Source organism: Arenimonas daejeonensis, assembly GCF_007993735.1.
GTDB classification, from domain to species: Bacteria; Pseudomonadota; Gammaproteobacteria; order Xanthomonadales; family Xanthomonadaceae; genus Arenimonas; species Arenimonas daejeonensis.
On sequence record NZ_CP042453.1, the window covers coordinates 1,672,055 to 1,697,505 of the forward strand.

Sequence of the window (25,451 nt, forward strand, 5' to 3'; positions counted from 1 at the left end):
TTCTAGCCCCAGGCCGCGAAAACCCCCATGTACCGGCACCTCCGCCCGATATTCGTGCTCCTGTTCGCCCTGGCCGGTCCGGCCGGGGCCGCCGTGGCGCCGCCGATCGCCGACGTGATGGCCGGCGAATTCGCCCTGCAGCAGGGCGACCTGAAGACGGCGGCGCGTTATTACCTGCTTGCCGCCCAGGTGTCGCCCGACGCCGGCGTGGCGGAACGGGCGACCCGCGTGGCCGTGATCGCCGACGAGCCGGTCCTGGCCGGCCGCGCCCTGGCGCGCTGGCGGGCGCTGGCGCCGGAGTCGCTGCCGATGCGCGCGGCGTCGGTGTCCCTGGCCCTGCGCCTGGGCGAACATGAGTCGGCGATGGAGGAAGTTCGCAGCTTGCTCGCCGCTGCCGGCGACGACGGTTTCCATGTCGTGGTGGCCGTGTTGTCTCAGGCCCGTGGCGACGAGGCCGTGATCGCCCGCAGCGTGATGCGCGAGATGCAGCAGGATTCGCTGCTGCCGCCGGCACTGCCGGCCTGGCTGCAGTTCGCCGGCCTGGCCCGCCGCCTGGACGATCGCGCCCTGTCGGACCAGATCGTCGAAGCTGGCCTGGCCCGTTTCCCCGATGACCCGCGTGCGCGGCTGCTGCAGGTCTCGCGGCTGCGTGAGGCCGGCGACCTGCAGGCGGCGCGCGAAGCCCTGTTCACGTTGCGCGACTCCGGCGAACTGCCGGACGAGCTGCGCCGCCCGGCCGCCGGCGAGCTCGCGCGGCTGGGCGAGTACCGCGCCGCCGCCGCGCTGCTGGCCGAGGGGCCGCAGGACGATGGCAGCTACAGCCAGCGCGCCGGCTGGCTGGTGGCTGCCGACGACATGCCTGGGCTGGCGGCGCTGTACGCCGAAGTCGAAGCGCTGGCCGCGGCACCGTCGCCGCAGCGACGACTGCTGCTGGGCCATCTGGCCGAAGCCATCGAACGCTGGGACGACGCCGAACGCTGGTACGGCGGCGTGGCGCGTGGCGCCGGCCATGACCTGGCGATGCTGCGGCGCGCCCGGGCCCTCGACCAGCTCGAGCGTGTCCCGGAAGCGCTGGATGCGCTGAACGAGCTCCAGGCCGACGAGTCCGCCGACGGCGAGCGCCGGCGCGACAGCTACCTGTTCGAGTCTGAACTGCTCGAGCGCCGTGACCGCCCGGACGAGGCGCGTTTCGCGCTCGACACCGGCCTGCAGGTGTTCGAGGACGATCCGGTGCTGCTCTACGCCCGCGCCATGCTGTACGAGCGGAGCAACAAAGTGGACGCCGCGCTGGCCGACCTGCGCCGCATCATCGACGGCAACCCGGCCGACGCCCAGGCGCTGAACGCCTACGGTTACACCCTGGCCGACCGCAGCGGGCGTTATGAAGAAGCCTTGCCCTATCTCGAGCGTGCCTACGCACTGGCGCCCGATTCCGCACCGGTGATCGACAGCCTGGGCTGGGTCAGTTTCCGGTTGGGGCGCACCGACCGCGCGCTTGAGTTGCTCCATGAGGCCTGGGCGCAGCTGAAGGACGCCGAGATCGCCGCGCATCTGGGCGAGGTGCTGTGGACGGCCGGGCGCCAGGACGAGGCGCGCGCGATCTGGCGCGCCGGCATGCAACTCGACGCCGACAACCGCGCGCTGCGGCGCGCGCTGGAGACCTTCAAGCCATGATCAGACGCCTGGGGGCGCTGGCCCTGCTGGCCAGCCTGGCCGCCTGCGCGCCAGTGCCGGTGCGTACCGGCAGCGACGCCGACCTGCTGGCGGCCCAGTCCGCCCGGGAAGCCGCCCTGGCTTCCGCCCCCGGTTGGCATCTGTCCGGCCGCCTGGCGATGCGGGCGCGGGGCGAGGGCGGCAGCGGCCGGATCACCTGGCGGCAGCAGGGCGAGGATTTCGAGATCAGGCTGTCGGCCCCGGTGACCGGCAAGAGCTGGACCCTGGAGCAGAAGGAGGGTCGTGTGCTGCTGGATGGGCTGGATGGCGGTGCCCGGCAGGGCGTCGATGCCGAGGCCCTGTTGGCTGAAGTCACGGGCTGGCGTATTCCGGTGGGGTCGCTGGCGGCCTGGGCGCGCGGCGCACGGGCGCCGGGGCCGGCCCGGATCGAATTCGGCCCGGATGGCCTGCCGGCCCTGCTGAGCCAGCACGGCTGGACGGTCGAATACCGCGAGTGGGACCAGACCGAGCCGGCCCGGCCCCGCCGGATCTTCGCCCGCCTGGACGCCGACACCCACGTGCGCCTGGTCGTGGATGCCTGGGGCGGGCAGTGAGCACCGGGTCCGTTGGCTGGAGCGCCTGGCCGGCGCCGGCCAAGCTGAACCTGTTCCTGCACATCACCGGCCGCCGGCCGGACGGGTACCACGCGCTGCAGACCGTGTTCCAGCTGCTGGACTGGGGAGATTCGGTGCACCTGCGGCCGCGGGATGACGGTGTCATCCGGCGTTCGGGGGCACGGATTACGGTGTGGCCGAAGCCGACGATCTGGTGGTGCGTGCTGCCAAATTGCTGCAATCAGCTTCAAAATGTACTCAAGGTGCAGATATCTCCATCGAAAAGCGCATTCCGCTGGGTGGCGGTTTCGGCGGTGGGTCGTCGGATGCCGCGACCGCGCTCGTGGCCCTGAACCGGCTCTGGAACACCGGCCTGGACGATGACGCACTGGCCGCCCTGGGCCTGCGTCTGGGCGCCGACGTGCCGGTCTTCGTACGTGGCCGAAGCGCCTGGGCGGAAGGGGTGGGCGAGGTGCTGACGCCATTGGAGTTGCCGCCGGCGAGTTACCTGCTGGTGGATCCGGGGTGTCGGTGCCGACCGCCGAACTTTTCCAAGCGCATGATTTGACCCGGGATGCGCCCGCGGCGACAATACGCGACTTCGTTTCTGGCTCCGTGCTCGGCAATGCCTTCGAGCCGGTGCTGCGTCGTCGCTCGGAGGCCGTCGAGGCCACCCTGCAGCGATTGTCGCAGCTCGGTCCTTCGGCCCTGACCGGCACCGGTGGCGGCTGTTTCGCGCGCTTCGGCGCGCGCGCCGATGCCGAGGCCGCACTCGCGCAACTGCCCCCGGGCAGCCGCGCCTGGGTGGCCGATGGCGTGGACGTGTCGCCCCTGCACCGGGCGCTGCGCGAACGCTGAGCCCGCACGACCCGCGACAACGCGGAAAGTTTCAACGGTGGGGCGTCGCCAAGCTGGCCCAAGGCACCAGGTTTTGATCCTGGCATTCGTAGGTTCGAATCCTACCGCCCCAGCCATCCTGTCCAGTTCCAGCGGTCCCTCAACCTCAGCGCGGAAGCCAGCTCAATGAGCAAGCAGAACCTGCTCGTCTTCACCGGCAATGCCAACCGCCCGCTGGCGCTGGCGGTGTGCCGCCAGCTCGGCATCCCGCTGGGCAAGGCGCTGGTGGGGCAGTTCTCGGACGGCGAATGCCAGATCGAGATCGAGGAGAACGTGCGCGGCCAGGATGTGTTCGTGATCCAGCCGACCTGCGCGCCGACCGCCGAGAACTTCATGGAACTGCTGGTGCTGATCGATGCGCTCAAGCGCGCCTCGGTCGCCACCGTCACCGCGGTGGTGCCGTACTTCGGCTACGCCCGCCAGGACCGCCGCCCGCGCTCGGCGCGCGTTGCGATCACCGCCAAGGTCGCCGCCAAGATGTTCTCGGCAGTGGGCACCGACCGCGTGCTGACGGTGGACCTGCACGCCGACCAGATCCAGGGTTTCTTCGACATCCCGGTGGACAACGTTTACGCGTCGCCGCTGCTGCTGGCCGACATCTGGCGCAACCAGGGCACCGACAACCTGATCGTGGTCTCCCCGGACGTCGGCGGCGTGGTGCGCGCCCGGGCAATCGCCAAGCGCCTGGACGACGCCGACCTGGCCATCATCGACAAGCGCCGCCCGAAGGCCAACGTGGCGACGGTGATGAACATCATCGGCGACGTGGAAGGCAAGACCTGCGTGCTGGTGGACGACATCGTCGACACCGCCGGCACGCTGTGCGCGGCGGCGGCGGCCTTGAAGCAGAACGGCGCGAAGAAGGTCGTGGCCTACTGCACCCACCCGGTGCTGTCGGGCGCGGCGATCGCCAATGTCACCAACTCGCAGCTGGACGAGCTGGTGGTGACGGACACCATTCCGCTGTCGGAAGCCGCGCGGGCCTGCCCGCGCATCCGCCAGCTCAGCGTCGCCGAGCTGCTGGCGGAAACCATCCGCCGCATCGCGTTCGGCGAATCGGTCAGTTCGCTGTACGTGGACTGAGGCAGGGCGGGGCAGGGGATCCGGGATCGGCATTCGCGAGTGCCTATCCCCGATTCCCGGTCCCGGGAACGACGCAGGGCCTGGTCGCGGGCCATGCGTAACGCGCCGCAAGGCGCATCACTTTGAAGAAGGCAACATCCACATGGCTACCAATCACAACATCACGGCCACCGGCCGCAAGGACGAGGGCAAGGGTGCGAGCCGCCGCCTCCGTCGCAGCGGTCACGTGCCCGCCATCGTCTACGGCGCCCACCAGGAGCCGCAGAGCGTGCAGGTCGAGCACAACCACCTCTGGATCGCCAGCCAGAACGAGTGGTTCTACTCCGCCATCCTCGACCTGAACGTCGACGGCAAGGTCCAGAAGGTCCTGCTGCGTGACATGCAGCGCCACCCGTTCAAGCAGCAGATCCTGCACCTGGACTTCCTGCGCGTCTCCGAGAACGAAGCCCTGCGCGCCAAGGTGCCGCTGCACTTCGTGAACCAGGAGAAGTCCCCGGCCGGCAAGACCGCGGGCATCGTGGTCACCCACGAGCTCAACGAAGTCGAAGTCAGCTGCCTGCCGAAGGACCTGCCGGAGTTCATCGAGATCGACCTGTCCACGCTCAACGTCGGCGACATCGTGCACCTGTCGCAGATCGCGCTTCCGGCTGGCGTCAGCCTCCCGGCCCTGGCCCACGGCAAGGAGCACGACCTGGCGGTCGTGATCGCCAAGCACGCGCGCGTCGAGGCCGAGCCCGAAGCCGCGCCGGAGTCGGCCGAAGTGCCGGCCGCGAAGGTCGCCAAGCCGGACGCCGCGCCCGCCGCCGCGCCGAAGAAGAAGTAAGCCGGTCGGCCGCCCCTGCGGGGGCGGCCGCCGTCCTGCCTCATGGAAGGACTTCGCCTCATCGTCGGCCTGGGTAATCCCGGTGCCGAACACGCCCGAACCCGGCACAACGCCGGGTTCTGGTTTCTGGACGCCCTCGCCGCACAGGCCGGGGCGCGTTTCGGGCTGGAGTCCAAGCTGCACGGCGAGACCGCCAAGGTCGAGCTGGCCGGCCGCACGCTCTGGCTGCTCAAGCCCGCGACCTTCATGAACGCCTCCGGGCGCTCGGTGGCCGCGGCACTGCGTTACTGGAAGATCGAGCCCGGGCAGGCCCTGCTGGCCCACGATGAGCTCGACCTGGCGCCCGGCACCGCCCGCCTGAAGTTCGATGGCGGCCACGGCGGCCAGAACGGCCTGCGGGACACGATCCAGGTCCTGGGCCACGGCAAGTTCCACCGCCTGCGCATCGGCATCGGCCACCCGGGCCACAAGGACAAGGTCACCCCTGGGTCCTGGGCAAGCCGGGCAGGGACGACGAGGCCAGCATCCTGCGCGCCATAGACGATGCGCTGGACGTGATGCCGCTGGCGGTCGCCGGCGACTTCCCCGAGGCGATGAAGCGCCTGCACACCCCCAAACCCTGAGTTTCCAGGCGCCAGCCGGCTCTCTGCCGGCTGGCGCCTGAGGATTCGCGAACCGGAAGACAGCACCATGGGCATCAAATGCGGCATCGTCGGCCTGCCGAACGTCGGCAAGTCCACGCTTTTCAACGCGCTCACCAAGGCCGGCATCGCCGCCGCCAACTTCCCGTTCTGCACCATCGAGCCCAATACCGGCGTGGTGCCCGTGCCGGACCCGCGGCTGGAGCAGCTGGCCGAGATCGTCAAGCCGCAGAAGACCATCCCGACCTCGTTCGAGTTCGTGGACATCGCCGGCCTGGTCGCCGGCGCCTCCAAGGGCGAGGGCCTGGGCAACAAGTTCCTGGCCCACATCCGCGAGGTGGACGCCATCGCCCACGTGGTGCGCTGCTTCGAGCACACCGACATCATCCACGTGGCCGGCAAAGTGGACCCGATCGCCGACATCGAGGTGATCGACCTCGAGCTGGCGTTGGCGGACCTGGATTCGGTGGAAAAATCGCTGAATCGCGCCGAACGTGAAGCCAAGACCGGCAATAAGGACGCCATCGTCCGCAAAGAAGTGCTGTCGCGCCTGCGCGCCGGCCTCGACCAGGGCACGCCGGCCCGCGCCCTGGGCCTGTCGGCCGAGGACAAGGCGGTGGTCCGCGACCTGTTCCTGATGACGCTCAAGCCGGTGATGTACGTGGCCAACGTGCTGGAGGACGGCTTCGAGAACAACCCGATGCTGGACCTGGTGCGGGCCCGGGCCGAGAAGGAAGGTGCCCAGGTGGTGCCGGTCAGTGCGGCCATCGAGGAGGAGATGTCCCAGCTGGAGGACGCCGACCGGGCCGAGTTCCTGGCCGAGATGGGCCTGTCCGAGCCGGGCCTGAACCGGGTGATCCGGGCCGGCTACGCCCTGCTGGGCATGCAGACCTATTTCACCGCCGGCGTGAAGGAGGTCCGGGCCTGGCAGGTCCACAAGGGCGCCACCGCGCCCCAGGCGGCCGCGGTCATCCACACCGACTTCGAAAAGGGCTTCATCCGGGCCGAAACCATCGCCTTCGACGACTTCATCAAGTACCGGGGCGAATCGGGTGCCCGCGATGCCGGCCGGCTGCGGCTGGAGGGCAAGGAGTACATCGTCCAGGAGGGCGACGTGCTGCATTTCCGCTTCAATGTCTGAATCCGGCAGGATTCTTGCATCAAGGGCGTTGACATTCGGGGCCGCGCCGTGAAAATTACGGGCTCCCTAGCGGAGGGATACCCAAGCGGCCAACGGGGGCAGACTGTAAATCTGCTGGCTCACGCCTTCGGTGGTTCGAATCCACCTCCCTCCACCAGTCCATCGGAAGCGGCAACGGTTTCGCAGGGCGGGAGTAGTTCAATGGTAGAACCTCAGCCTTCCAAGCTGATCATGCGGGTTCGATTCCCGTCTCCCGCTCCATTGGATTGAAGTTTCGAAGCAACACCCCAGATTCGCTCATGTAGCTCAGTCGGTAGAGCACTTCCTTGGTAAGGAAGAGGTCGCTGGTTCGATTCCAGTCATGAGCACCACATCCAACTTGACTCCTACCGGGTAACTCGCAATGTCCAAGGGAAAGTTTGAGCGCACCAAGCCGCACGTGAACGTCGGCACCATCGGTCACGTTGACCATGGCAAGACGACGCTGACCGCCGCGCTGACCAAGATTGGCGCCGAGCGTTTCGGCGGCGAGTTCAAGGCGTACGACCAGATCGACGCGGCGCCGGAAGAGAAGGCGCGCGGCATCACGATCTCGACGGCGCACGTCGAGTACGAATCGCCGACCCGCCATTACGCGCACGTGGATTGCCCGGGCCACGCCGACTACGTGAAGAACATGATCACGGGTGCGGCGCAGATGGACGGCGCGATCCTGGTGTGTTCGGCCGCGGACGGCCCGATGCCGCAGACGCGCGAGCACATCCTGCTGGCCCGCCAGGTGGGCGTGCCGTACATCGTGGTCTACCTGAACAAGGCGGACCTGGTGGACGACGCCGAGCTGCTGGAGCTGGTGGAGATGGAAGTCCGCGAGCTGCTGAGCAAGTACGATTTCCCGGGCGACGACACCCCGATCATCACGGGTTCGGCGCGTTCGGCGCTGGAAGGCGACCAGAGCGAGATCGGCGTGCCGTCGATCCTGAAGCTGGTGGACGCGCTGGACACCTGATCCCGGAGCCGCAGCGCGACGTGGACAAGGCGTTCCTGATGCCGGTCGAGGACGTGTTCTCGATCTCGGGCCGCGGCACCGTGGTGACCGGCCGCATCGAGCGCGGCATCATCAAGGTGGGTGACGAAATCGAGATCGTCGGTATCCGTCCGACCCAGAAGACGACCGTCACGGGCGTGGAGATGTTCCGCAAGCTGCTGGACCAGGGCCAGGCGGGCGACAACGCCGGTCTGCTGCTGCGCGGCACCAAGCGTGACGACGTGGAGCGTGGCCAGGTGCTGGCCAAGCCGGGTTCGATCACCCCGCACACCGAGTTCGAAGCCGAGGTGTACGTGCTGTCGAAGGACGAGGGCGGCCGTCATACCCCGTTCTTCAAGGGCTACCGCCCGCAGTTCTACTTCCGCACGACCGACGTGACGGGCGCCTGCCAGCTGCCGGAAGGCGTGGAGATGGTGATGCCGGGCGACAACGTGAAGATGGTGGTCTCGCTGATCGCGCCGATCGCGATGGACGAGGGCCTGCGCTTCGCGATCCGCGAGGGTGGCCGCACCGTCGGCGCCGGCGTGGTTGCCAAGGTCATCAAGTAAGACCCTGCCCGGTCGGCGCAAGCCGGTCGGGCGCTCGGGAATGGCGGGCCGGAAGCGGTCCGCCATCGCCCGTTTAGAGATGCCATTGCGTCAGTAGCTCAACTGGCAGAGCAGCGGTCTCCAAAACCGCAGGTTGTAGGTTCGAGTCCTACCTGGCGCGCCATCCCGCACAGGCGGGTGTTTTCCCGGAAAGCACTGCCCCCAACCGGCCCAGGCCGGGCAAGAGTTGAATGAATACCAAGGTCGAACAAGCAGAACAGGCGGTCAGCGCCGCCGACATCGCGAAGTACGTTCTCGCCGCGGCGATCGTGGCCGGCGGCATCTTCGCGTTCTACTGGTTCAGCCAGTGGCCGGGCCCGGTGCGTGGCCTGGTGGCGGCGGCCGGCGTGGTGCTGGGTGCGGTGGTGATGGCCTCCACGGCCAAGGGCCGCCAGACCCGGGAGTTCGTCTCGGAGTCGCTGTTCGAGCTGCGCAAGGTGGTCTGGCCGACCCGCCAGGAAACCCTGCGCATCACCGGCGTGATCCTGGTGGTGGTGGTTATCGTCAGCCTGATCCTGTCGGGTTTTGATTTCGTGATTTCGTGGCTGATCCGGCTTCTGCTGGGTCAATAAGGAGTTCAGACGTGGCCAAGCGTTGGTATGTCGTCCACGCCTACTCGGGCTTCGAGCATCAGGTGCAGCGCGCGCTCGATACGCGCATCGCGCGCGCCGAGATGCAGGACAAGTTCGGCCAGGTGCTGGTGCCGACCGAAGAAGTGATCGAGATGCGTGGCGGCCAGAAGCGCAAGTCCGAGCGGAAGTTCTTCCCGGGCTACGTGCTGGTGCAGATCGAGACCCACGAGGACGGTGGCATCCCGCGCATCGACGACGACAGCTGGCACCTGATCAAGGAAACCCCCAAGGTCATGGGCTTCATCGGCGGTACCGCCGAGCGCCCGTTGCCGATCAAGGACAGCGAGGCGGACGTCATCCTTCGCCGCGTCCAGGACGGCGTGGACAAGCCCAAGCCCAAGGTGCTGTTCGAGCCGGGCGAGATGGTGCGCGTCACCGAAGGCCCGTTCAACGACTTCAACGGCGTGGTCGAGGAAGTCAATTACGAGAAGAGCCGCCTGCGCGTGGCGGTGCTGATCTTTGGCCGTTCCACCCCGGTGGAGCTGGAGTTCGGCCAGGTCGAGAAGGCCTGACGCGAAGTTTGCGACAACGTGGAAGCCGGGGCACGAACCCCACCCGGCACGATGGGGAGCCTGACAACAGGCGCTTGCACCCGGAGAGAAGACAATGGCTAAGAAAGTAGTTGGTTACATCAAGCTGCAGGTGAAGGCCGGCCAGGCCAACCCCTCGCCGCCGGTCGGTCCCGCGCTGGGTCAGCGTGGCCTGAACATCATGGAGTTCTGCAAGGCGTTCAACGCCGCGACCTCCAAGCTGGAGCCGGGCCTGCCGACGCCGGTGATCATCACCGCGTATTCGGACCGCACCTTCACCTTCATCACCAAGAGCACCCCGGCCACCGTGCTGCTCAAGAAGGCCGCCGGCCTGACCTCGGGCTCCAAGCGCCCGAACACCGAGAAGGTGGGCAAGGTCACCCGCAAGCAGCTCGAAGACATCGTCAAGGCGAAGGAAGCCGACCTCACGGCCGCTTCGCTCGACGCCGGCGTTCGTACCATCGCGGGCAGCGCCCGTTCGATGGGTCTCGTGGTGGAGGGCTAAAACATGGCGATCTCGAAGCGTTACAAGAACCTCCAGTCCCTGGTCACCCCGGGCAAGGCCTATTCGCTGGACGAAGCCCTGAAGCTGATCCAGTCGAACTCCAAGACCAAGTTCGTCGAGTCCGTGGACGTCGCCGTCCGCCTCGGCGTGGACGCCAAGAAGTCCGACCAGCAGGTGCGCGGTTCCACCGTGCTGCCCGCCGGCACCGGCAAGTCCGTGCGCGTGGCGGTGTTCTGCCCGGCCGGCGCCAAGGCTGACGAAGCCCTGGCCGCGGGTGCCGACGTGGTCGGCATGGATGACCTGGCCGACAAGATGCTGGCCGGCGACATCAACTACGACGTCGTCATCGCCACGCCGGACGCCATGCGCGTCGTCGGCAAGCTGGGCCAGGTGCTCGGCCCGCGCGGCCTGATGCCGAACCCCAAGGTCGGCACCGTGTCGCCGGACGCCGCTGGCGCCGTGCGTAACGCCAAGGCGGGCCAGGTGCGTTACCGCACCGACAAGGCCGGCATCATCCACTGCACCATCGGCAAGGCCAACTTCGACGCCGACGCGCTGAAGAACAACCTGCACGCCCTGCTGGGCGACCTGGTCAAGGCCAAGCCGGCCTCGTCCAAGGGCCAGTACCTGCAGAAGATCTCCCTGAGCTCGACGATGGGCGTGGGCGTGGTCATCGACCCGTCCTCGCTGTCGCTGGCGAAGTAAGAAATACAACACGGCTGGGGGTGTCGTCCCAGCCGGAAGATTTTGAAGGCACCGGTGCGGAGCTATCCGCGCCGGAGCCATCAAAGACCGCAGGTGCGGTCAGCGCGTGACGACGTCGGGCACGGATGCACGACTGGCAAGGATTCGCCGTCGCCACAAGCGGGATCGTTTAATCCGTGCTTCGAGAGAAACCGGGCCTGCGTAGATGGTGCCGCCTTCTGGAAATAATTCTGGAAACGGCCACCACCGGGACGCACCTGCGTCCCCGGCGCCGATGGAACGGTGCCGCCCAAGACCGCGACCGGCAGGAGCCGCGAGCGGAGTCCTATTGGAGGAGTGCAATGGCTCTCAATCTGTCCCAGAAACAAGAAGTGGTCGCCGAGCTGGCAGAAGTCGCCTCGAAGGCACACTCCTTGGTCGCCGCCGAGTATGCCGGCACGACCGTGTCGCAGATGACCGCGATGCGCAAGAAGGCGCGCGAAACCGGTGTGTTCCTGAAAGTCGTCAAGAACACCCTGGCTACCCGCGCCGTCGCCGGCACCGAATACGAGTCCAGCAAGGACGCCCTGGTGGGCCCGCTGCTGTACGCGTTCTCGATGGAAGACCCCGGCGCCGCCGGTCGTCTGATCAAGGAATTCGCCAAGGGTAACGACAAGCTGCAGGCCAAGGTCGTTTCGATCGGTGGCAAGACCTTCCCGGGCACGCACGTCGAGGTTCTCGCCTCGCTGCCGACCCGCGAGCAGGCGCTGGCCATGCTGGCCCGCGTCCTGGCCGAGCCGGCGACGATGTTCGCCCGCGCGGTCAAGGCCGTCGCCGACAAGCAGGGTGGTGGCGAAACCGCCCCGAAGCCGTCGCCGAAACCGCCTGATCCGTCGACCAAACCTTTCCTTTCCAGAAAATTATCCAGAGGTAAACACAATGTCCCTTTCCAACGAGCAGATCGTCGAAGCCGTCGCCGGCAAGACCCTGATGGAAGTGATGGAGCTGGTCAAGGCCATCGAAGAGAAGTTCGGCGTCACCGCCGCCGCCCCGGTCATGATGGCCGGTCCGGCTGCTGGCCCGGCCGCCGCGGTCGAAGAGCAGACCGAGTTCACCGTCGTCCTGAAGGCCGCCGGCGAGAAGAAGGTCGAGGTCATCAAGGCCGTCCGCGCCATCACCGGCCTGGGCCTGAAGGAAGCCAAGGACCTCGTCGAGGCCACTGGCGTCGTGAAGGACGCCGTGTCGAAGGACGACGCCGCGAAGTTCAAGAAGGAACTCGAGGCGGCTGGCGCCACCGTCGAGCTCAAGTAAGAAGCACTTTGGGTCGCCGGCTGGTTTTGGCGACGCACTGAGGCCGGGGGCGAAAGCTCCCGGCCTTTGGCCGTTCCCGAAGGAACGGCGGTTTCACGAGGCAAGCAACGATCCCGAGTTGCCAGTCGGAAGTAGCGGGAGAAGGCGTGCTGGTGCCGGCAATACCAGCGACTTCCCACTGGCAGTTTGATGTTTCTCCCCGGGCCGCGGACGCGCGGACCCCAGATACCCGAGGCGGTAGCTCACCATGACGTACTCCTTCACCGAAAAGAAGCGTATCCGCAAGGACTTCGGCAAGCGCCGCGCCGTCCTTGACGTGCCGTACCTGCTGGCCATCCAGATGGACTCGTACCGCGAGTTCCTCCAGGAGGGCGCGACCGGCGCCAAGCGCGAGGACCGCGGCCTGCACGCCGCCCTGAAGTCGGTGTTCCCGATCACCAGCTACTCGGGCAATGCCGCCCTTGAGTACGTGAGCTACAAGCTCGGCGAGCCGCCGTTCGACGAGCGCGAGTGCCGCAACCGCGGCCTGACCTACGGCGCCCCGCTGCGCGTGACCGTGCGCCTGGTGATCTACGACCGCGAGTCGTCCACCAAGGCCATCAAGTACGTGAAGGAGCAGGAGGTCTACATGGGCGAGCTGCCCCTGATGACCGACAACGGCACCTTCATCGTCAACGGCACCGAGCGCGTCATCGTCTCGCAGCTGCACCGTTCGCCGGGCGTGTTCTTCGACCACGACCGTGGCAAGACCCACAGCTCGGGCAAGCTGCTGTACAGCGCCCGCATCATTCCCTACCGCGGTTCCTGGCTGGACTTCGAGTTCGACCCGAAGGACTGCGTGTTCACCCGCATCGACCGCCGCCGCAAGCTGCCGGTGTCGATCCTGCTGCGCGCCCTCGGTTACAACAACGAGGAAATGCTGAAGCTGTTCTTCGAGGTCAACACCTTCCACATCGCCAAGCAGGACGGCGTGGAACTCGAGCTCGTGGCCGAGCGCCTGCGCGGCGAGACCCTGAACTTCGACCTGGTGGTCGGCGGCAAGGTCATCGTCGAGGCCGGCAAGCGCATCACCGCGCGGCATGTGAAGCAGCTCGAGCAGGCGAAGGTCGATACGCTGGCGGTGCCGGACGAGTATCTCTTTGGCCGCATCCTGGCCCATGACGTGGTCGATACCAAGACCGGCGAAGTGCTGGCCCTGGCCAACGAAGAGCTGAACGAAGCCAACATCGCCAAGCTGCGCAAGGCCGGCGTGAACGTGATCGGCACCCTGTGGGTGAACGACCTCGACCGCGGCCCGTACATCTCCAACACCCTGCGCATCGACCCGACCAAGACGCAGCTGGAAGCGCTGGTCGAGATCTACCGCATGATGCGTCCGGGCGAGCCGCCCACCAAGGATGCCGCGCAGAACCTGTTCTACAACCTGTTCTTCACCTTCGAACGCTACGACCTGTCGGGCGTGGGCCGGATGAAGTTCAACCGCCGCGTCGGCCGCAAGGAAGTCACCGGCGCCTCGGTGCTGTACGACTCCAAGTACTTCGGCGAGCGCAACGACGAGACCGCGAAGAACCTGGTCAAGGAACTGGGCGCGACCTCCGACATCCTGGAAGTCATCAAGACCCTGACCGAGATCCGCAACGGCCGTGGCGTGGTGGACGACATCGACCACCTGGGCAACCGCCGCGTGCGTTCGGTCGGTGAAATGGCCGAGAACGTGTTCCGCGTGGGCCTGGTCCGCGTCGAGCGCGCCGTGAAGGAGCGCCTGTCGCTGGCCGAGTCCGACGGCCTGACCCCGCAGGACCTGATCAACGCCAAGCCGGTGGCCGCCGCGATCAAGGAGTTCTTCGGTTCGTCGCAGCTGTCGCAGTTCATGGACCAGAACAACCCGCTGTCGGAAGTCACCCACAAGCGCCGCGTGTCGGCCCTTGGCCCGGGCGGCCTGACCCGCGAGCGCGCCGGCTTCGAAGTGCGCGACGTGCACCCGACCCATTACGGCCGCGTCTGCACCATCGAGACCCCGGAAGGCCCGAACATCGGCCTGATCAACTCGCTGGCCGTGTACGCCCGCTCCAACAAGTACGGCTTCCTCGAGACCCCGTACCGCAAGGTGGTGGACGGCAAGGTCACCGACACCGTCGAGTTCCTGTCGGCGATCGAAGAGCACGAGTACGCGATCGCCCAGGCGAACGCCGAGCTCAACAAGGACGGCAGCTTCCAGGCCTCCTTCGTGCCCTGCCGCTTCCAGGCCGAGACCCTGCTCAAGCCGCCGTCGGAAATCCACTACATGGACGTTTCGCCCATGCAGTCGGTGTCCGTCGCCGCGGCCCTGGTTCCCTTCATCGAGCACGACGACGCCAACCGCGCCCTGATGGGCGCGAACATGCAGCGCCAGGCCGTGCCGACCCTGCGGTCGCAGAAGCCGCTGGTGGGCACCGGCATCGAGCGCGCCGTGGCGCGCGACTCCGGCGTGACCGTCAACGCCAAGCGCGGCGGCGTGATCGACCAGGTCGACGCGGGCCGCATCGTGGTTCGCGTGAATGAGAAGGAAATCCACGACAACGACGCCGGCGTCGATATCTACACCCTGGTCAAGTACACGCGCTCCAACCAGAACACCTGCATCAACCAGCGTCCGCTGGTGAACGTTGGTGATCGCGTGGCGCGCGGCGACGTGCTGGCCGACGGCCCGTCCACCGACATCGGCGAGCTGGCCCTGGGCCAGAACATGCTGGTCGCGTTCATGCCGTGGAACGGCTACAACTTCGAAGACTCGATCCTGCTCTCCGAGCGCGTGGTCGAAGAGGATCGTTACACCACGATCCATATCGAAGAGCTGACCTGCGTCGCCCGCGACACCAAGCTGGGGCCGGAGGAGATCACCGCCGACATCCCGAACGTGTCCGAGCAGGCCCTGGGCCGCCTGGACGAGTCGGGCGTGGTGTACATCGGTGCGGAAGTCCGCGCCGGCGACATCATGGTCGGCAAGGTCACGCCGAAGGGCGAAAGCCAGCTGACCCCGGAAGAGAAGCTGCTGCGCGCCATCTTCGGCGAGAAGGCTTCCGACGTTAAGGACAGCTCGCTGCGCGTGCCCCCGGGCATGGACGGCACCGTCATCGACGTGCAGGTCTTCACCCGCGACGGCATCGAGAAGGACAAGCGTGCGCGCCAGATCGAGGAAACCGAAATCAAGCGCGTCAAGAAGGACTTCGACGACCAGTTCCGCATCCTCGAGGGCGCCATCTTCGCGCGCCTGCGTGGCCTGCTGATCGGCAAGGTCGCCAACGGCGGTCCGGGTGGCCTGAAGAAGGGCACCGAGATCACCGGCGAGTACCTGGACAGCCTGAAGAAGGACGACTGGTTCACCATCCGCATGAAGGATGAGGACGCGGCTGAACTGATCGAGCGCGCCCAGAAGCAGGTCGAGGCGCACGAGAAGGAGTTCGAGAAGCGGTTCCAGGACAAGCGCGGCAAGATCACCGCCGGCGACGACCTGGCCCCGGGCGTGCTGAAGATGGTCAAGGTCTACCTGGCCGTGAAGCGCCGCATCCAGCCGGGCGACAAGATGGCCGGCCGTCACGGCAACAAGGGCGTGGTCTCGACGATCGTGCCCGTGCAGGACATGCCGTACATGGCCAATGGCGAGACCGCGGACATCGTGCTCAACCCGCTGGGCGTGCCGAGCCGAATGAACATTGGCCAGATCCTCGAAGTGCACCTGGGCTGGGCCGCCAAGGGCCTGGGCCAGAAGATCCAGCGCATGCTCGAGGCCCAGGAGAAGGTGGCGGAGCTGCGCAAGTTCCTCGACCAGATCTACAACCACGACAAGAAGCTCAACGGCGAGCGCGTGGACCTGAGCCAGATCTCCGACAAGGAGCTGCTGCGCCTGGCCCACAACCTCACCGACGGCGTGCCGATGGCCACCCCGGTGTTCGACGGCGCGACCGAGGCCGAGATCAAGGCGATGCTGGCCCTGGCCGACCTGCCGGAAACCGGCCAGACGATCCTGCACGACGGCCGTACCGGCGAGGCGTTCGACCGCCCGGTCACCGTTGGCTACATGCACATGCTGAAGCTCAACCACCTCGTGGACGACAAGATGCACGCCCGTTCCACTGGCCCGTACTCGCTCGTCACCCAGCAGCCGCTGGGCGGCAAGGCGCAGTTCGGCGGCCAGCGCTTCGGCGAGATGGAAGTCTGGGCGCTGGAAGCCTACGGCGCGGCCTACACCCTGCAGGAAATGCTGACGGTGAAGTCCGACGACGTGCAGGGCCGCAACCAGATGTACAAGAACATCGTCGACGGCGAGCACGAAATGACGGCCGGCATGCCGGAATCGTTCAATGTGTTGGTGAAGGAGATTCGTTCCCTCGCCATCAACATCGAGCTGGAAGAGCAGTGATCTGGCGCTGAGAACAGGAGAATCAAATGAAAGACCTACTTAATCTGTTCAACCAGCAGCGTCAGTCGCTGGATTTCGACGGCATCAAGATCGGCCTGGCTTCGCCGGACCTGATCCGTTCGTGGTCGTTCGGCGAAGTGAAGAAGCCGGAGACCATCAACTACCGTACCTTCAAGCCCGAGCGCGACGGCCTGTTCTGCGCCGCCATCTTCGGACCGATCAAGGACTACGAGTGCCTGTGCGGCAAGTACAAGCGCATGAAGCACCGTGGCGTGGTCTGCGAGAAGTGCGGTACCGAAGTCACGCTGGCCAAGGTTCGCCGCGAGCGCATGGGCCACATCGAGCTGGCGTCCCCGACCGCCCATATCTGGTTCCTCAAGTCACTGCCTTCGCGCATTGGCCTGATGCTGGACATGACCCTGCGTGACATCGAGCGCATCCTGTACTTCGAGGCCTACGTGGTCATCGAGCCGGGCCTCACCACGCTCGACAAGGGCCAGCTGCTGACCGAAGAGCAGTTCCTCACCGCGCGCCAGGAACACGGCGACGACTTCGACGCCCTGATGGGCGCCGAGGCGGTGTACCAGCTGCTGCGTTCGCTGGACCTCGCGTCCGAGCTGATGCGCCTGAAGGAAGAGATCGCGTCCACCAACTCCGAGACCAAGCTCAAGCGCCTCACCAAGCGCATCAAGCTGGTCGAGGCCTTCCTCGAGTCGGGCAACCGCCCCGAGTGGATGGTGCTGACCGTGCTGCCCGTGCTGCCGCCGGACCTGCGTCCGCTGGTGCCGCTGGACGGCGGTCGTTTCGCGACCTCCGACCTGAACGACCTGTACCGCCGCGTCATCAACCGCAACAACCGCCTCAAGCGCCTGCTCGAGCTCAATGCGCCCGACATCATCGTGCGCAATGAAAAGCGCATGCTGCAGGAGTCGGTTGACGCCCTGATGGACAACGGCCGCCGCGGCCGCGCCATCACCGGCACCAACAAGCGCCCGCTCAAGTCGCTGGCCGACATGATCAAGGGCAAGCAGGGCCGCTTCCGCCAGAACCTGCTGGGCAAGCGCGTCGACTACTCCGGCCGTTCGGTCATCGTGGTCGGCCCGACGCTGCGCCTGCACGAGTGCGGCCTGCCGAAGAAGATGGCGCTGGAGCTGTTCAAGCCCTTCATCTTCGCCAAGCTGCAGCGCCGTGGCCTGGCCACGACGATCAAGGCCGCCAAGAAGCTGGTGGAGCGCGAGTCGGCGGAAGTCTGGGACATCCTGGAAGAAGTCATCCGCGAACACCCGGTGCTGCTGAACCGTGCGCCGACCCTGCACCGCCTGGGCATCCAGGCGTTCGAACCGGTGCTGATCGAGGGCAAGGCCATCCAGCTGCACCCGCTGGTCTGCACCGCGTTCAACGCCGACTTCGACGGTGACCAGATGGCCGTGCACGTCCCGCTGAGCCTCGAGGCCCAGCTGGAAGCGCGCGCGCTGATGATGTCGTCGAACAACATCCTGTCGCCCGCCAACGGCGAGCCGATCATCGTGCCGACCCAGGACGTCGTCCTGGGCCTGTACTACATGACCCGCGCGCTCGAGAACAAGAAGGGCGAGGGCATGGTGTTCGCCAACGTCGCCGAGGTGAAGCGCGCCTACGACAACCGCGTCGTCGAGCTGCACGCCAAGGTGAAGGTGCGCCTGAAGCAGGTCGAGCTGGACGAGCAGGGCAACAAGGTCGCCAAGACTTCGATCGTGGATACCACGATCGGCCGTGCGCTGCTGGCCGAGATCCTGCCGGAGGGCCTGCCGTTCGCGCTGGCCAACACCGAGCTGACCAAGAAGAACATCAGCCGCCTGATCAACACCTGCTACCGCATGCTGGGCCTGAAGCACACGGTAATCTTCGCCGACCAGCTGATGTACACCGGCTTCTCGTACGCAACCCGCGCCGGCGTGTCGATCGGCATCGACGACATGATCATCCCGGACGAGAAGAAGGGCATCCTGGCCGAGGCCGAGTCCGAGGTGCTGGAGATCCAGGAGCAGTACCAGAGCGGCCTGGTCACCGCCGGCGAGCGCTACAACAAGGTCGTCGACATCTGGTCGCGCACGAACGAGCGCGTGGCCAAGGCGATGATGGAGTCCATCGGCACCGAGAAGGTGGTCAACGCCAAGGGCGAGACCATCGACCAGAAGTCGATGAATTCCGTGTACATCATGGCCGACTCCGGCGCGCGTGGTTCGCAGGCGCAGATCCGCCAGCTGGCGGGCATGCGCGGCCTGATGGCCAAGCCCGACGGCTCGATCATCGAGACCCCGATCACGGCGAACTTCCGTGAAGGCCTGAACGTGCTGCAGTACTTCATCTCGACCCACGGCGCCCGCAAGGGCCTGGCGGATACCGCGCTGAAGACCGCGAACTCCGGTTACCTCACCCGCCGCCTGGTCGACGTCGCCCAGGACGTGGTGGTCACCGAGTCCGACTGCGGCACCATGAACGGCCTCACCATGACCCCGATCGTCGAGGGCGGTGACGTCGTCGAGCCGCTGCGCGACCGCGTGCTGGGCCGCATCGTGGCCGAGGACGTGTACCTGCCGGGCAACGACGAGGATCCGATCGTCACCCGCAACACGCTGCTGGACGAGGCCTGGGTGGACAAGCTCGAGGCCGCGGGCGTGCAGTCGATCAAGGTGCGCTCGGCGATCACCTGCGACAGCACCTTCGGCATCTGCGCCCACTGCTATGGCCGCGACCTGGCCCGTGGCCACATCGTCAACCACGGTGAAGCCGTGGGTGTCGTGGCCGCCCAGTCCATCGGCGAGCCGGGCACCCAGCTGACCATGCGTACCTTCCACATCGGCGGCGCGGCTTCGCGTGCGGCCGCCGTGGACAACATCACGGTCAAGACCACCGGTGCGGTGAAGTTCAACAACCTCAAGTACGTGCAGCACGCCAACGGCCACCTGGTCGCGGTGTCGCGCTCGGGCGAACTCTCGGTCCTGGACAACCACGGCCGCGAGCGCGAGCGCTACAAGCTGCCGTACGGCGCCATGATCAACGTCAAGGACGGCCAGGAAGTGAAGGCCGGCAAGGTCGTCGCCAACTGGGATCCGCATAACCACCCGATCGTGTCGGAAGTGGCGGGCTTCGTGCGCTTCATCGACTTCGTCGATGGCATCACCGTCATCGAGAAGACCGACGAGCTCACCGGCCTGGCCTCGCGCGAGATCACCGATCCCAAGCGTCGTGGTTCGCTGGGCAAGGACCTGCGCCCGATCGTCCGCATCGTGGACGGCAAGGGCAAGGACCTGAGCATCCCGGGCACCGACCTGCCGGCGCAGTACCTGCTGCCGCCGCGCTCGATCGTCAACCTGCAGGACGGCGCCGCCGTCGGCGTGGGCGACGTGGTGACCAAGGTGCCGCAGGAAGCGTCCAAGACCCGCGACATCACCGGCGGTCTGCCGCGCGTCGCCGACCTGTTCGAGGCCCGCAAGCCCAAGGATCCGGCCGTGCTGGCGGAAGTGTCCGGCATCATCAGCTTCGGCAAGGACACCAAGGGCAAGCAGCGCCTGATCATCAAGGACGCCGAGGGCAACGAGCACGAAGAGCTGATCCCGAAGTACCGCCAGGTCATCGTTTACGAAGGCGAACACATCGCCAAGGGCGAGACCGTGGTGGACGGCGAGCCGAACCCGCAGGACATCCTGCGCCTGCTCGGCGTCGAGCCGCTGGCCGCGTACCTGGTGAAGGAAATCCAGGACGTGTACCGGCTGCAGGGCGTGAAGATCAACGACAAGCACATCGAGACGATCATTCGCCAGATGCTGCGCAAGGTCGAGATCACCGACGCCGGCGACAGCCGCTTCATGGCGGGCGAGCAGGCGGAGCGCATCCGCGTGGTCGAGGACAATGCCAAGGCGCTGACCAAGAACGAGCTTCCGGCCCGTTACGAGCCGGTGCTGCTGGGCATCACCAAGGCCTCGCTGGCGACCGAGTCGTTCATCTCGGCGGCTTCCTTCCAGGAAACCACCCGCGTGCTGACCGAGGCGGCCGTGCGCGGCACCCGCGACAGCTTGCGGGGCCTGAAGGAAAACGTTATCGTCGGCCGCCTTATTCCGGCGGGCACCGGCCTTGCGTACCACAGCAAGCGCCGCAAGGCCGCCACTCCCGAACTTTCCGATTCCGATCTGGAGACCTTGCGGGCCGTCTCGACGGCCACTGAGACGACCGAAGAAGCCGGCTCCGAAGGCTGACAATTGCGCTGGCAGGCCCGCCGATGGCCTGCCCACATCCGGAAAGAGGGAACAGGAAGTTCCCTCGTGTCCGGTTCAAGGACGATGGAAACCCATATGACGCCCCTGTCACGCGTTGACAGAGGCGTTTAACGCGAAGTAAACTCCCGCTTCTCGGTGGGCCGGTTTCCGGCCTGCCTTGTCTTTTTCACAGGATTCCGACCGCATGGCGACGATCAACCAGCTGGTGCGCAAGCCGCGCCAGCCCAACACCTACAAGAGCGCCTCCCCGGCGCTGGCCAACTGCCCGCAGCGTCGTGGCGTGTGCACCCGCGTGTACACCACCACTCCGAAGAAGCCGAACTCGGCCCTTCGCAAGGTCGCCAAGGTGCGCCTGACCAACGGCTTCGAAGTGATCTCCTACATCGGTGGCGAAGGCCACAACCTGCAGGAGCACTCGGTCGTGCTGATCCGCGGCGGTCGCGTCAAGGACCTTCCGGGCGTGCGCTACCACACCGTGCGTGGCTCGCTCGACGCCGCCGGTGTCGCCAAGCGCCGCCAGAGCCGCTCCAAGTACGGCGCCAAGCGTCCGAAGTCCTGAGTGCGCGGTTCCATCCGCTGCGCTTGACACCCGATCAACAAAATTTAGGCAAGCATCATGTCCCGTAAAGGTTCTCCCGGTACCCGTTCGATCCTCCCGGATCCGAAGCACGCGGAAGCGAAGTTGTTGCCCGCTTCATCAACATGGTCATGAAGTCCGGCAAGAAGTCGATTGCCGAGAAGATCGTCTACGGCGCCATGGACGTCATCGGCGAAAAGAACAGCGACGCTCTCGGCCTGGTCGAGAAGGCGCTGGGCAACGTCGCGCCGGCCGTCGAGGTCAAGTCCCGCCGCGTCGGTGGTGCGACCTACCAGGGTGCCGGTCGAAGTCCGCTCCTCGCGCCGCATGGCGCTGGCGATGCGCTGGGTGATCGACTCCGCGCGCAAGCGTGGCGAGAACACCATGCCGCGCAAGCTGGCCGCCGAGCTGCTGGAAGCCGCCGAGAACCGTGGCGGCGCCGTCAAGAAGCGCGAAGAAACCCACCGTATGGCGGAAGCCAACAAGGCCTTCTCGCACTACCGCTGGTAACAGACGAAAAGGATTTCAGCCGTGGCACGTACTACCCCCATCGAGCGTTACCGCAACTTCGGCATCATGGCCCACATTGATGCCGGCAAGACCACCACGACCGAACGCATCCTGTTCTACACCGGTATCAACCATAAGATCGGCGAAGTCCACGACGGCGCCGCGACCATGGACTGGATGGAGCAGGAGCAGGAGCGTGGCATCACGATCACGTCCGCGGCCACGACCTGCTTCTGGTCGGGCATGGACAAGTCGATGCAGCAGCACCGCTTCAACATCATCGACACCCCGGGACACGTCGACTTCACCATCGAGGTGGAGCGCTCCCTGCGCGTGCTCGATGGTGCGGTGTTCGTGCTCTGCGCCGTCGGTGGCGTGCAGCCGCAGTCCGAGACCGTCTGGCGCCAGGCCAGCAAGTACTCGGTGCCGCGCCTCGCCTTCGTCAACAAGATGGACCGCACCGGCGCCAACTTCCACAAGGTGGTTGAGCAGCTGAAGTCGCGCCTGGGCGCGTACCCGGTCCCGATGCAGCTGCCGATCGGCGCCGAAGAAAACTTCGAAGGCGTCGTCGACCTGCTCAAGATGAAGGCCATCGTCTGGAACATGGCCGACCAAGGCACGACCTTCACCTACGCCGACATCCCGGCGAACCTGGTGGACGAGGCCAAGAAGGCGCACGAGTTCATGGTCGAGGCGGCCGCCGAGTCGTCGGAAGAGCTGATGAACAAGTATCTCGAAGAGGGTTCCCTCTCCGAGGCCGAGATCATGGAAGGCATCCGCACCCGCACGCTGACCTGCGACATCATCCCGATGTTCTGCGGCACCGCGTTCAAGAACAAGGGCGTGCAGGCCATGCTCGACGCCGTCGTGCACTACCTGCCGGCTCCGACCGACCGTCCGCCCGTCACGGGCGTGGACGAGGACGAGAAGGAAGCCGTCCGCAAGGTCGGCGACAAGGAGCCGTTCTCGGCCCTGGCGTTCAAGATCATGACCGACCCGTTCGTCGGTTCGCTGACGTTCTTCCGCGTCTACTCGGGCACCCTGAATGCGGGCGACCAGGTCTACAACCCGGTCAAGAGCAAGAAGGAGCGCATCGGCCGCATCCTGCAGATGCACGCCAACCAGCGCGACGAGATCAAGGAAGTGCTGGCGGGCGACATCGCCGCGGCTGTGGGCCTGAAGGATGTCACCACTGGTGACACCCTGTGCTCGCTCGACAACATCATCACCCTGGAGCGCATGATCTTCCCGGAGCCCGTCATCTCGATGGCGGTGGAGCCGAAGACCAAGTCCGACCAGGAGAAGATGGGCATCGCCCTCGGCCGCCTGGCGCAGGAGGATCCGTCCTTCCGCGTCCGTACGGACGAAGAGTCGGGCCAGACCATCATCGCCGGCATGGGCGAGCTGCACCTGGAAATCCTCGTTGACCGCATGAAGCGCGAGTTCAACGTCGAAGCCAACGTCGGCAAGCCGCAGGTGGCCTACCGCGAGACCATCCGCAAGGCCGTCAAGCAGGAAGGCAAGTTCGTGCGCCAGTCCGGTGGTCGTGGCCAGTACGGCCACATCGTCATCGAGATGGAGCCGCAGGAGCGTGGCGCCGGCTTCTCGTTCGAGAATGCCATCGTCGGCGGCGTGGTTCCGAAGGAATACGTCGTCGCGGCGGGCAAGGGCATCGAAGAGCAGCTCAAGAACGGCGTGCTGGCGGGCTTCCCGGTCGTGGACGTCAAGATCAAGGCCGTGGACGGTTCCTTCCATGACGTCGACTCGAACGAAATGGCCTTCAAGGTCGCTGGTTCGATGGCGTTCAAGGAGGGCTTCTCCAAGGCCAATCCCGTGCTGCTCGAGCCGATCATGAAGGTCGAGGTCGTGACGCCGGAAGACTACATGGGCGACGTGATGGGCGACCTGAGCCGTCGTCGCGGCATCCTCCAGGGTTCCGACGACACGCCGTCCGGCAAGGTGATCAACGCGATGGTTCCGCTGGGCGAAATGTTCGGCTACGCCACCTCGATGCGCTCCATGTCGCAGGGCCGCGCCACCTTCACGATGGAATTCGACCATTACGCCGAAGCGCCGAACAACATCGCCGAGCAGGTCATCAAGAAGTCCTGATCCATCCAGTATCCAGATTACAGATTAGAGGCAGACAGTCATGTCCAAGGGAAAGTTTGAGCGCACCAAGCCGCACGTGAACGTCGGCACCATCGGTCACGTTGACCATGGCAAGACGACGCTGACCGCCGCGCTGACCAAGATTGGCGCCGAGCGTTTCGGCGGCGAGTTCAAGGCGTACGACCAGATCGACGCGGCGCCGGAAGAGAAGGCGCGCGGCATCACGATCTCGACGGCGCACGTCGAGTACGAATCGCCGACCCGCCATTACGCGCACGTGGATTGCCCGGGCCACGCCGACTACGTGAAGAACATGATCACGGGTGCGGCGCAGATGGACGGCGCGATCCTGGCGGTGCTCGGCCGCGGACGGCCCGATGCCGCAGACGCGCGAGCACATCCTGCTGGCCCGCCAGGTGGGTGTGCCGTACATCGTGGTCTACCTGAACAAGGCGGACCTGGTGGACGACGCCGAGCTGCTGGAGCTGGTGGAGATGGAAGTCCGCGAGCTGCTGAGCAAGTACGATTTCCCGGGCGACGACACCCCGATCATCACGGGTTCGGCGCGTTCGGCGCTGGAAGGCGACCAGAGCGACATCGGCGTGCCGTCGATCCTGAAGCTGGTGGACGCGCTGGACACCTGGATCCCGGAGCCGCAGCGCGACGTGGACAAGGCGTTCCTGATGCCGGTCGAGGACGTGTTCTCGATCTCGGGCCGCGGCACCGTGGTGACCGGCCGCATCGAGCGCGGCATCATCAAGGTGGGTGACGAAATCGAGATCGTCGGTATCCGTCCGACCCAGAAGACGACCGTCACGGGCGTGGAGATGTTCCGCAAGCTGCTGGACCAGGGCCAGGCGGGCGACAACGCCGGTCTGCTGCTGCGCGGCACCAAGCGTGACGACGTGGAGCGTGGCCAGGTGCTGGCCAAGCCGGGTTCGATCACCCCGCACACCGAGTTCGAAGCCGAGGTGTACGTGCTGTCGAAGGACGAGGGTGGCCGTCATACCCCGTTCTTCAAGGGCTACCGCCCGCAGTTCTACTTCCGCACGACCGACGTGACGGGCGCCTGCCAGCTGCCGGAAGGCGTGGAGATGGTGATGCCGGGCGACAACGTGAAGATGGTGGTCAGCCTGATCGCGCCGATCGCGATGGACGAGGGCCTGCGCTTCGCGATCCGCGAGGGTGGCCGCACCGTCGGCGCCGGCGTGGTTGCCAAGGTCATCAAGTAAGTCTATACTTCGCGGCTCGGTCGCCCCTCAGGGCGGCCTACATAACGAAATGAGGGGCAGGATGCCCCTCGTGTTCGCGGCCAGGACGGTCGAAGCTGTGTAAAACAACCCTTTACAGGGCGGTTTAACACAAGCTATACTTTCTTGCTCGGTGGACCAGACATGGTCCGCCGAGTTTGCTTTCCACGGGAACCAGGGCGCAAAGCCCCTGATTCCGAC

The 25,451-nt window shown here is 66.2% G+C and carries 14 protein-coding genes, 5 tRNA genes and 6 pseudogenes; all 25 read left to right on the top strand.

Going from position 1 to position 25,451, the window contains the following annotated elements; translation table 11 throughout:
• The first annotated feature begins 27 nt into the window (after positions 1–27).
• The 25 genes and pseudogenes from FRZ33_RS08075 to tuf (FRZ33_RS08195) all read left to right on the top strand — a co-directional run bounded on the left by FRZ33_RS08075 (position 28) and on the right by tuf (FRZ33_RS08195) (position 25,232).
• Positions 28–1,674 (top strand): tetratricopeptide repeat protein, encoded by a 1,647-nt coding sequence (locus FRZ33_RS08075; RefSeq protein WP_146908952.1) that lies wholly within the window; start codon positions 28–30, stop codon positions 1,672–1,674.
• Positions 1,671–2,267 (top strand): lipoprotein insertase outer membrane protein LolB, encoded by a 597-nt coding sequence (gene lolB, locus FRZ33_RS08080; RefSeq protein ID WP_146908954.1) that lies wholly within the window; start codon positions 1,671–1,673, stop codon positions 2,265–2,267. The genes FRZ33_RS08075 and lolB overlap by 4 nt, the downstream gene beginning before the upstream one ends.
• Positions 2,264–3,125, top strand: a pseudogene (gene ispE / locus FRZ33_RS08085) (4-(cytidine 5'-diphospho)-2-C-methyl-D-erythritol kinase). Before lolB ends, ispE begins: the two are co-directional and overlap by 4 nt.
• 38 nt (positions 3,126–3,163) lie before the next feature.
• Positions 3,164–3,241 (top strand) — tRNA-Gln (locus FRZ33_RS08090).
• Between the two features lie 49 nt (positions 3,242–3,290).
• Positions 3,291–4,247 (top strand): ribose-phosphate diphosphokinase, encoded by a 957-nt coding sequence (locus FRZ33_RS08095; protein ID WP_146908955.1) that lies wholly within the window; start codon positions 3,291–3,293, stop codon positions 4,245–4,247.
• A 142-nt stretch (positions 4,248–4,389) separates the two neighbouring features.
• Positions 4,390–5,070, top strand: a complete 681-nt coding sequence (locus FRZ33_RS08100; RefSeq protein WP_146908957.1) for a 50S ribosomal protein L25/general stress protein Ctc — start codon at positions 4,390–4,392, stop codon at positions 5,068–5,070.
• 42 nt (positions 5,071–5,112) lie between these two features.
• Positions 5,113–5,693, top strand: a pseudogene (gene pth / locus FRZ33_RS08105) (aminoacyl-tRNA hydrolase).
• 67 nt (positions 5,694–5,760) lie between these two features.
• Positions 5,761–6,852, top strand: a complete 1,092-nt coding sequence (gene ychF / locus FRZ33_RS08110) for a redox-regulated ATPase YchF (RefSeq protein ID WP_146908958.1) — start codon at positions 5,761–5,763, stop codon at positions 6,850–6,852.
• Positions 6,853–6,923: 71 nt separating this feature from the next.
• A tRNA-Tyr gene (locus FRZ33_RS08115) sits at positions 6,924–7,009 on the top strand.
• A gap of 30 nt (positions 7,010–7,039) precedes the next feature.
• Positions 7,040–7,113 (top strand) — tRNA-Gly (locus tag FRZ33_RS08120).
• A gap of 34 nt (positions 7,114–7,147) precedes the next feature.
• Positions 7,148–7,223, top strand: a tRNA-Thr gene (locus FRZ33_RS08125).
• Positions 7,224–7,255: 32 nt separating this feature from the next.
• A pseudogene (tuf, locus tag FRZ33_RS08130) lies at positions 7,256–8,445 on the top strand (elongation factor Tu).
• 87 nt (positions 8,446–8,532) lie between these two features.
• Positions 8,533–8,608: transfer RNA gene (locus FRZ33_RS08135), tRNA-Trp, on the top strand.
• 67 nt (positions 8,609–8,675) lie between these two features.
• Positions 8,676–9,056, top strand: coding sequence for a preprotein translocase subunit SecE (gene secE, locus FRZ33_RS08140; RefSeq protein ID WP_146908960.1), 381 nt, complete (start codon positions 8,676–8,678; stop codon positions 9,054–9,056).
• 11 nt (positions 9,057–9,067) lie between these two features.
• A complete protein-coding gene (gene nusG / locus FRZ33_RS08145; protein WP_146908961.1) occupies positions 9,068–9,628 on the top strand; it encodes a transcription termination/antitermination protein NusG in 561 nt (186 codons plus the stop codon).
• A 94-nt stretch (positions 9,629–9,722) separates the two neighbouring features.
• Positions 9,723–10,151, top strand: a complete 429-nt coding sequence (gene rplK, locus FRZ33_RS08150; RefSeq protein WP_146908963.1) for a 50S ribosomal protein L11 — start codon at positions 9,723–9,725, stop codon at positions 10,149–10,151.
• A 3-nt stretch (positions 10,152–10,154) separates the two neighbouring features.
• Complete coding sequence (rplA, locus tag FRZ33_RS08155; protein WP_146908965.1) at positions 10,155–10,856, top strand: 50S ribosomal protein L1; 702 nt, start codon at positions 10,155–10,157, stop codon at positions 10,854–10,856.
• Between the two features lie 341 nt (positions 10,857–11,197).
• Positions 11,198–11,707: pseudogene (gene rplJ, locus FRZ33_RS08160) on the top strand (50S ribosomal protein L10); the annotation flags it as partial.
• Between the two features lie 67 nt (positions 11,708–11,774).
• Positions 11,775–12,146, top strand: coding sequence for a 50S ribosomal protein L7/L12 (gene rplL / locus FRZ33_RS08165; protein WP_146908967.1), 372 nt, complete (start codon positions 11,775–11,777; stop codon positions 12,144–12,146).
• 247 nt (positions 12,147–12,393) lie between these two features.
• Positions 12,394–16,545 (top strand): DNA-directed RNA polymerase subunit beta, encoded by a 4,152-nt coding sequence (gene rpoB, locus FRZ33_RS08170; RefSeq protein WP_146908968.1) that lies wholly within the window; start codon positions 12,394–12,396, stop codon positions 16,543–16,545.
• Between the two features lie 26 nt (positions 16,546–16,571).
• Positions 16,572–20,780 carry a DNA-directed RNA polymerase subunit beta' gene (gene rpoC / locus FRZ33_RS08175; RefSeq protein WP_146908970.1) on the top strand — a complete coding sequence of 1,403 codons (4,209 nt, stop codon included), beginning with the start codon at positions 16,572–16,574 and terminating at the stop codon, positions 20,778–20,780.
• 205 nt (positions 20,781–20,985) lie between these two features.
• Entirely contained in the window at positions 20,986–21,360 is a 375-nt protein-coding gene (gene rpsL / locus FRZ33_RS08180) for a 30S ribosomal protein S12 (RefSeq protein ID WP_034213876.1), read from the top strand.
• Between the two features lie 57 nt (positions 21,361–21,417).
• Positions 21,418–21,888: pseudogene (gene rpsG / locus FRZ33_RS08185) on the top strand (30S ribosomal protein S7).
• A gap of 21 nt (positions 21,889–21,909) precedes the next feature.
• Positions 21,910–24,000 carry an elongation factor G gene (gene fusA / locus FRZ33_RS08190; RefSeq protein WP_146908971.1) on the top strand — a complete coding sequence of 697 codons (2,091 nt, stop codon included), beginning with the start codon at positions 21,910–21,912 and terminating at the stop codon, positions 23,998–24,000.
• Between the two features lie 40 nt (positions 24,001–24,040).
• A pseudogene (gene tuf / locus FRZ33_RS08195) lies at positions 24,041–25,232 on the top strand (elongation factor Tu).
• Positions 25,233–25,451 lie beyond the last annotated feature (219 nt).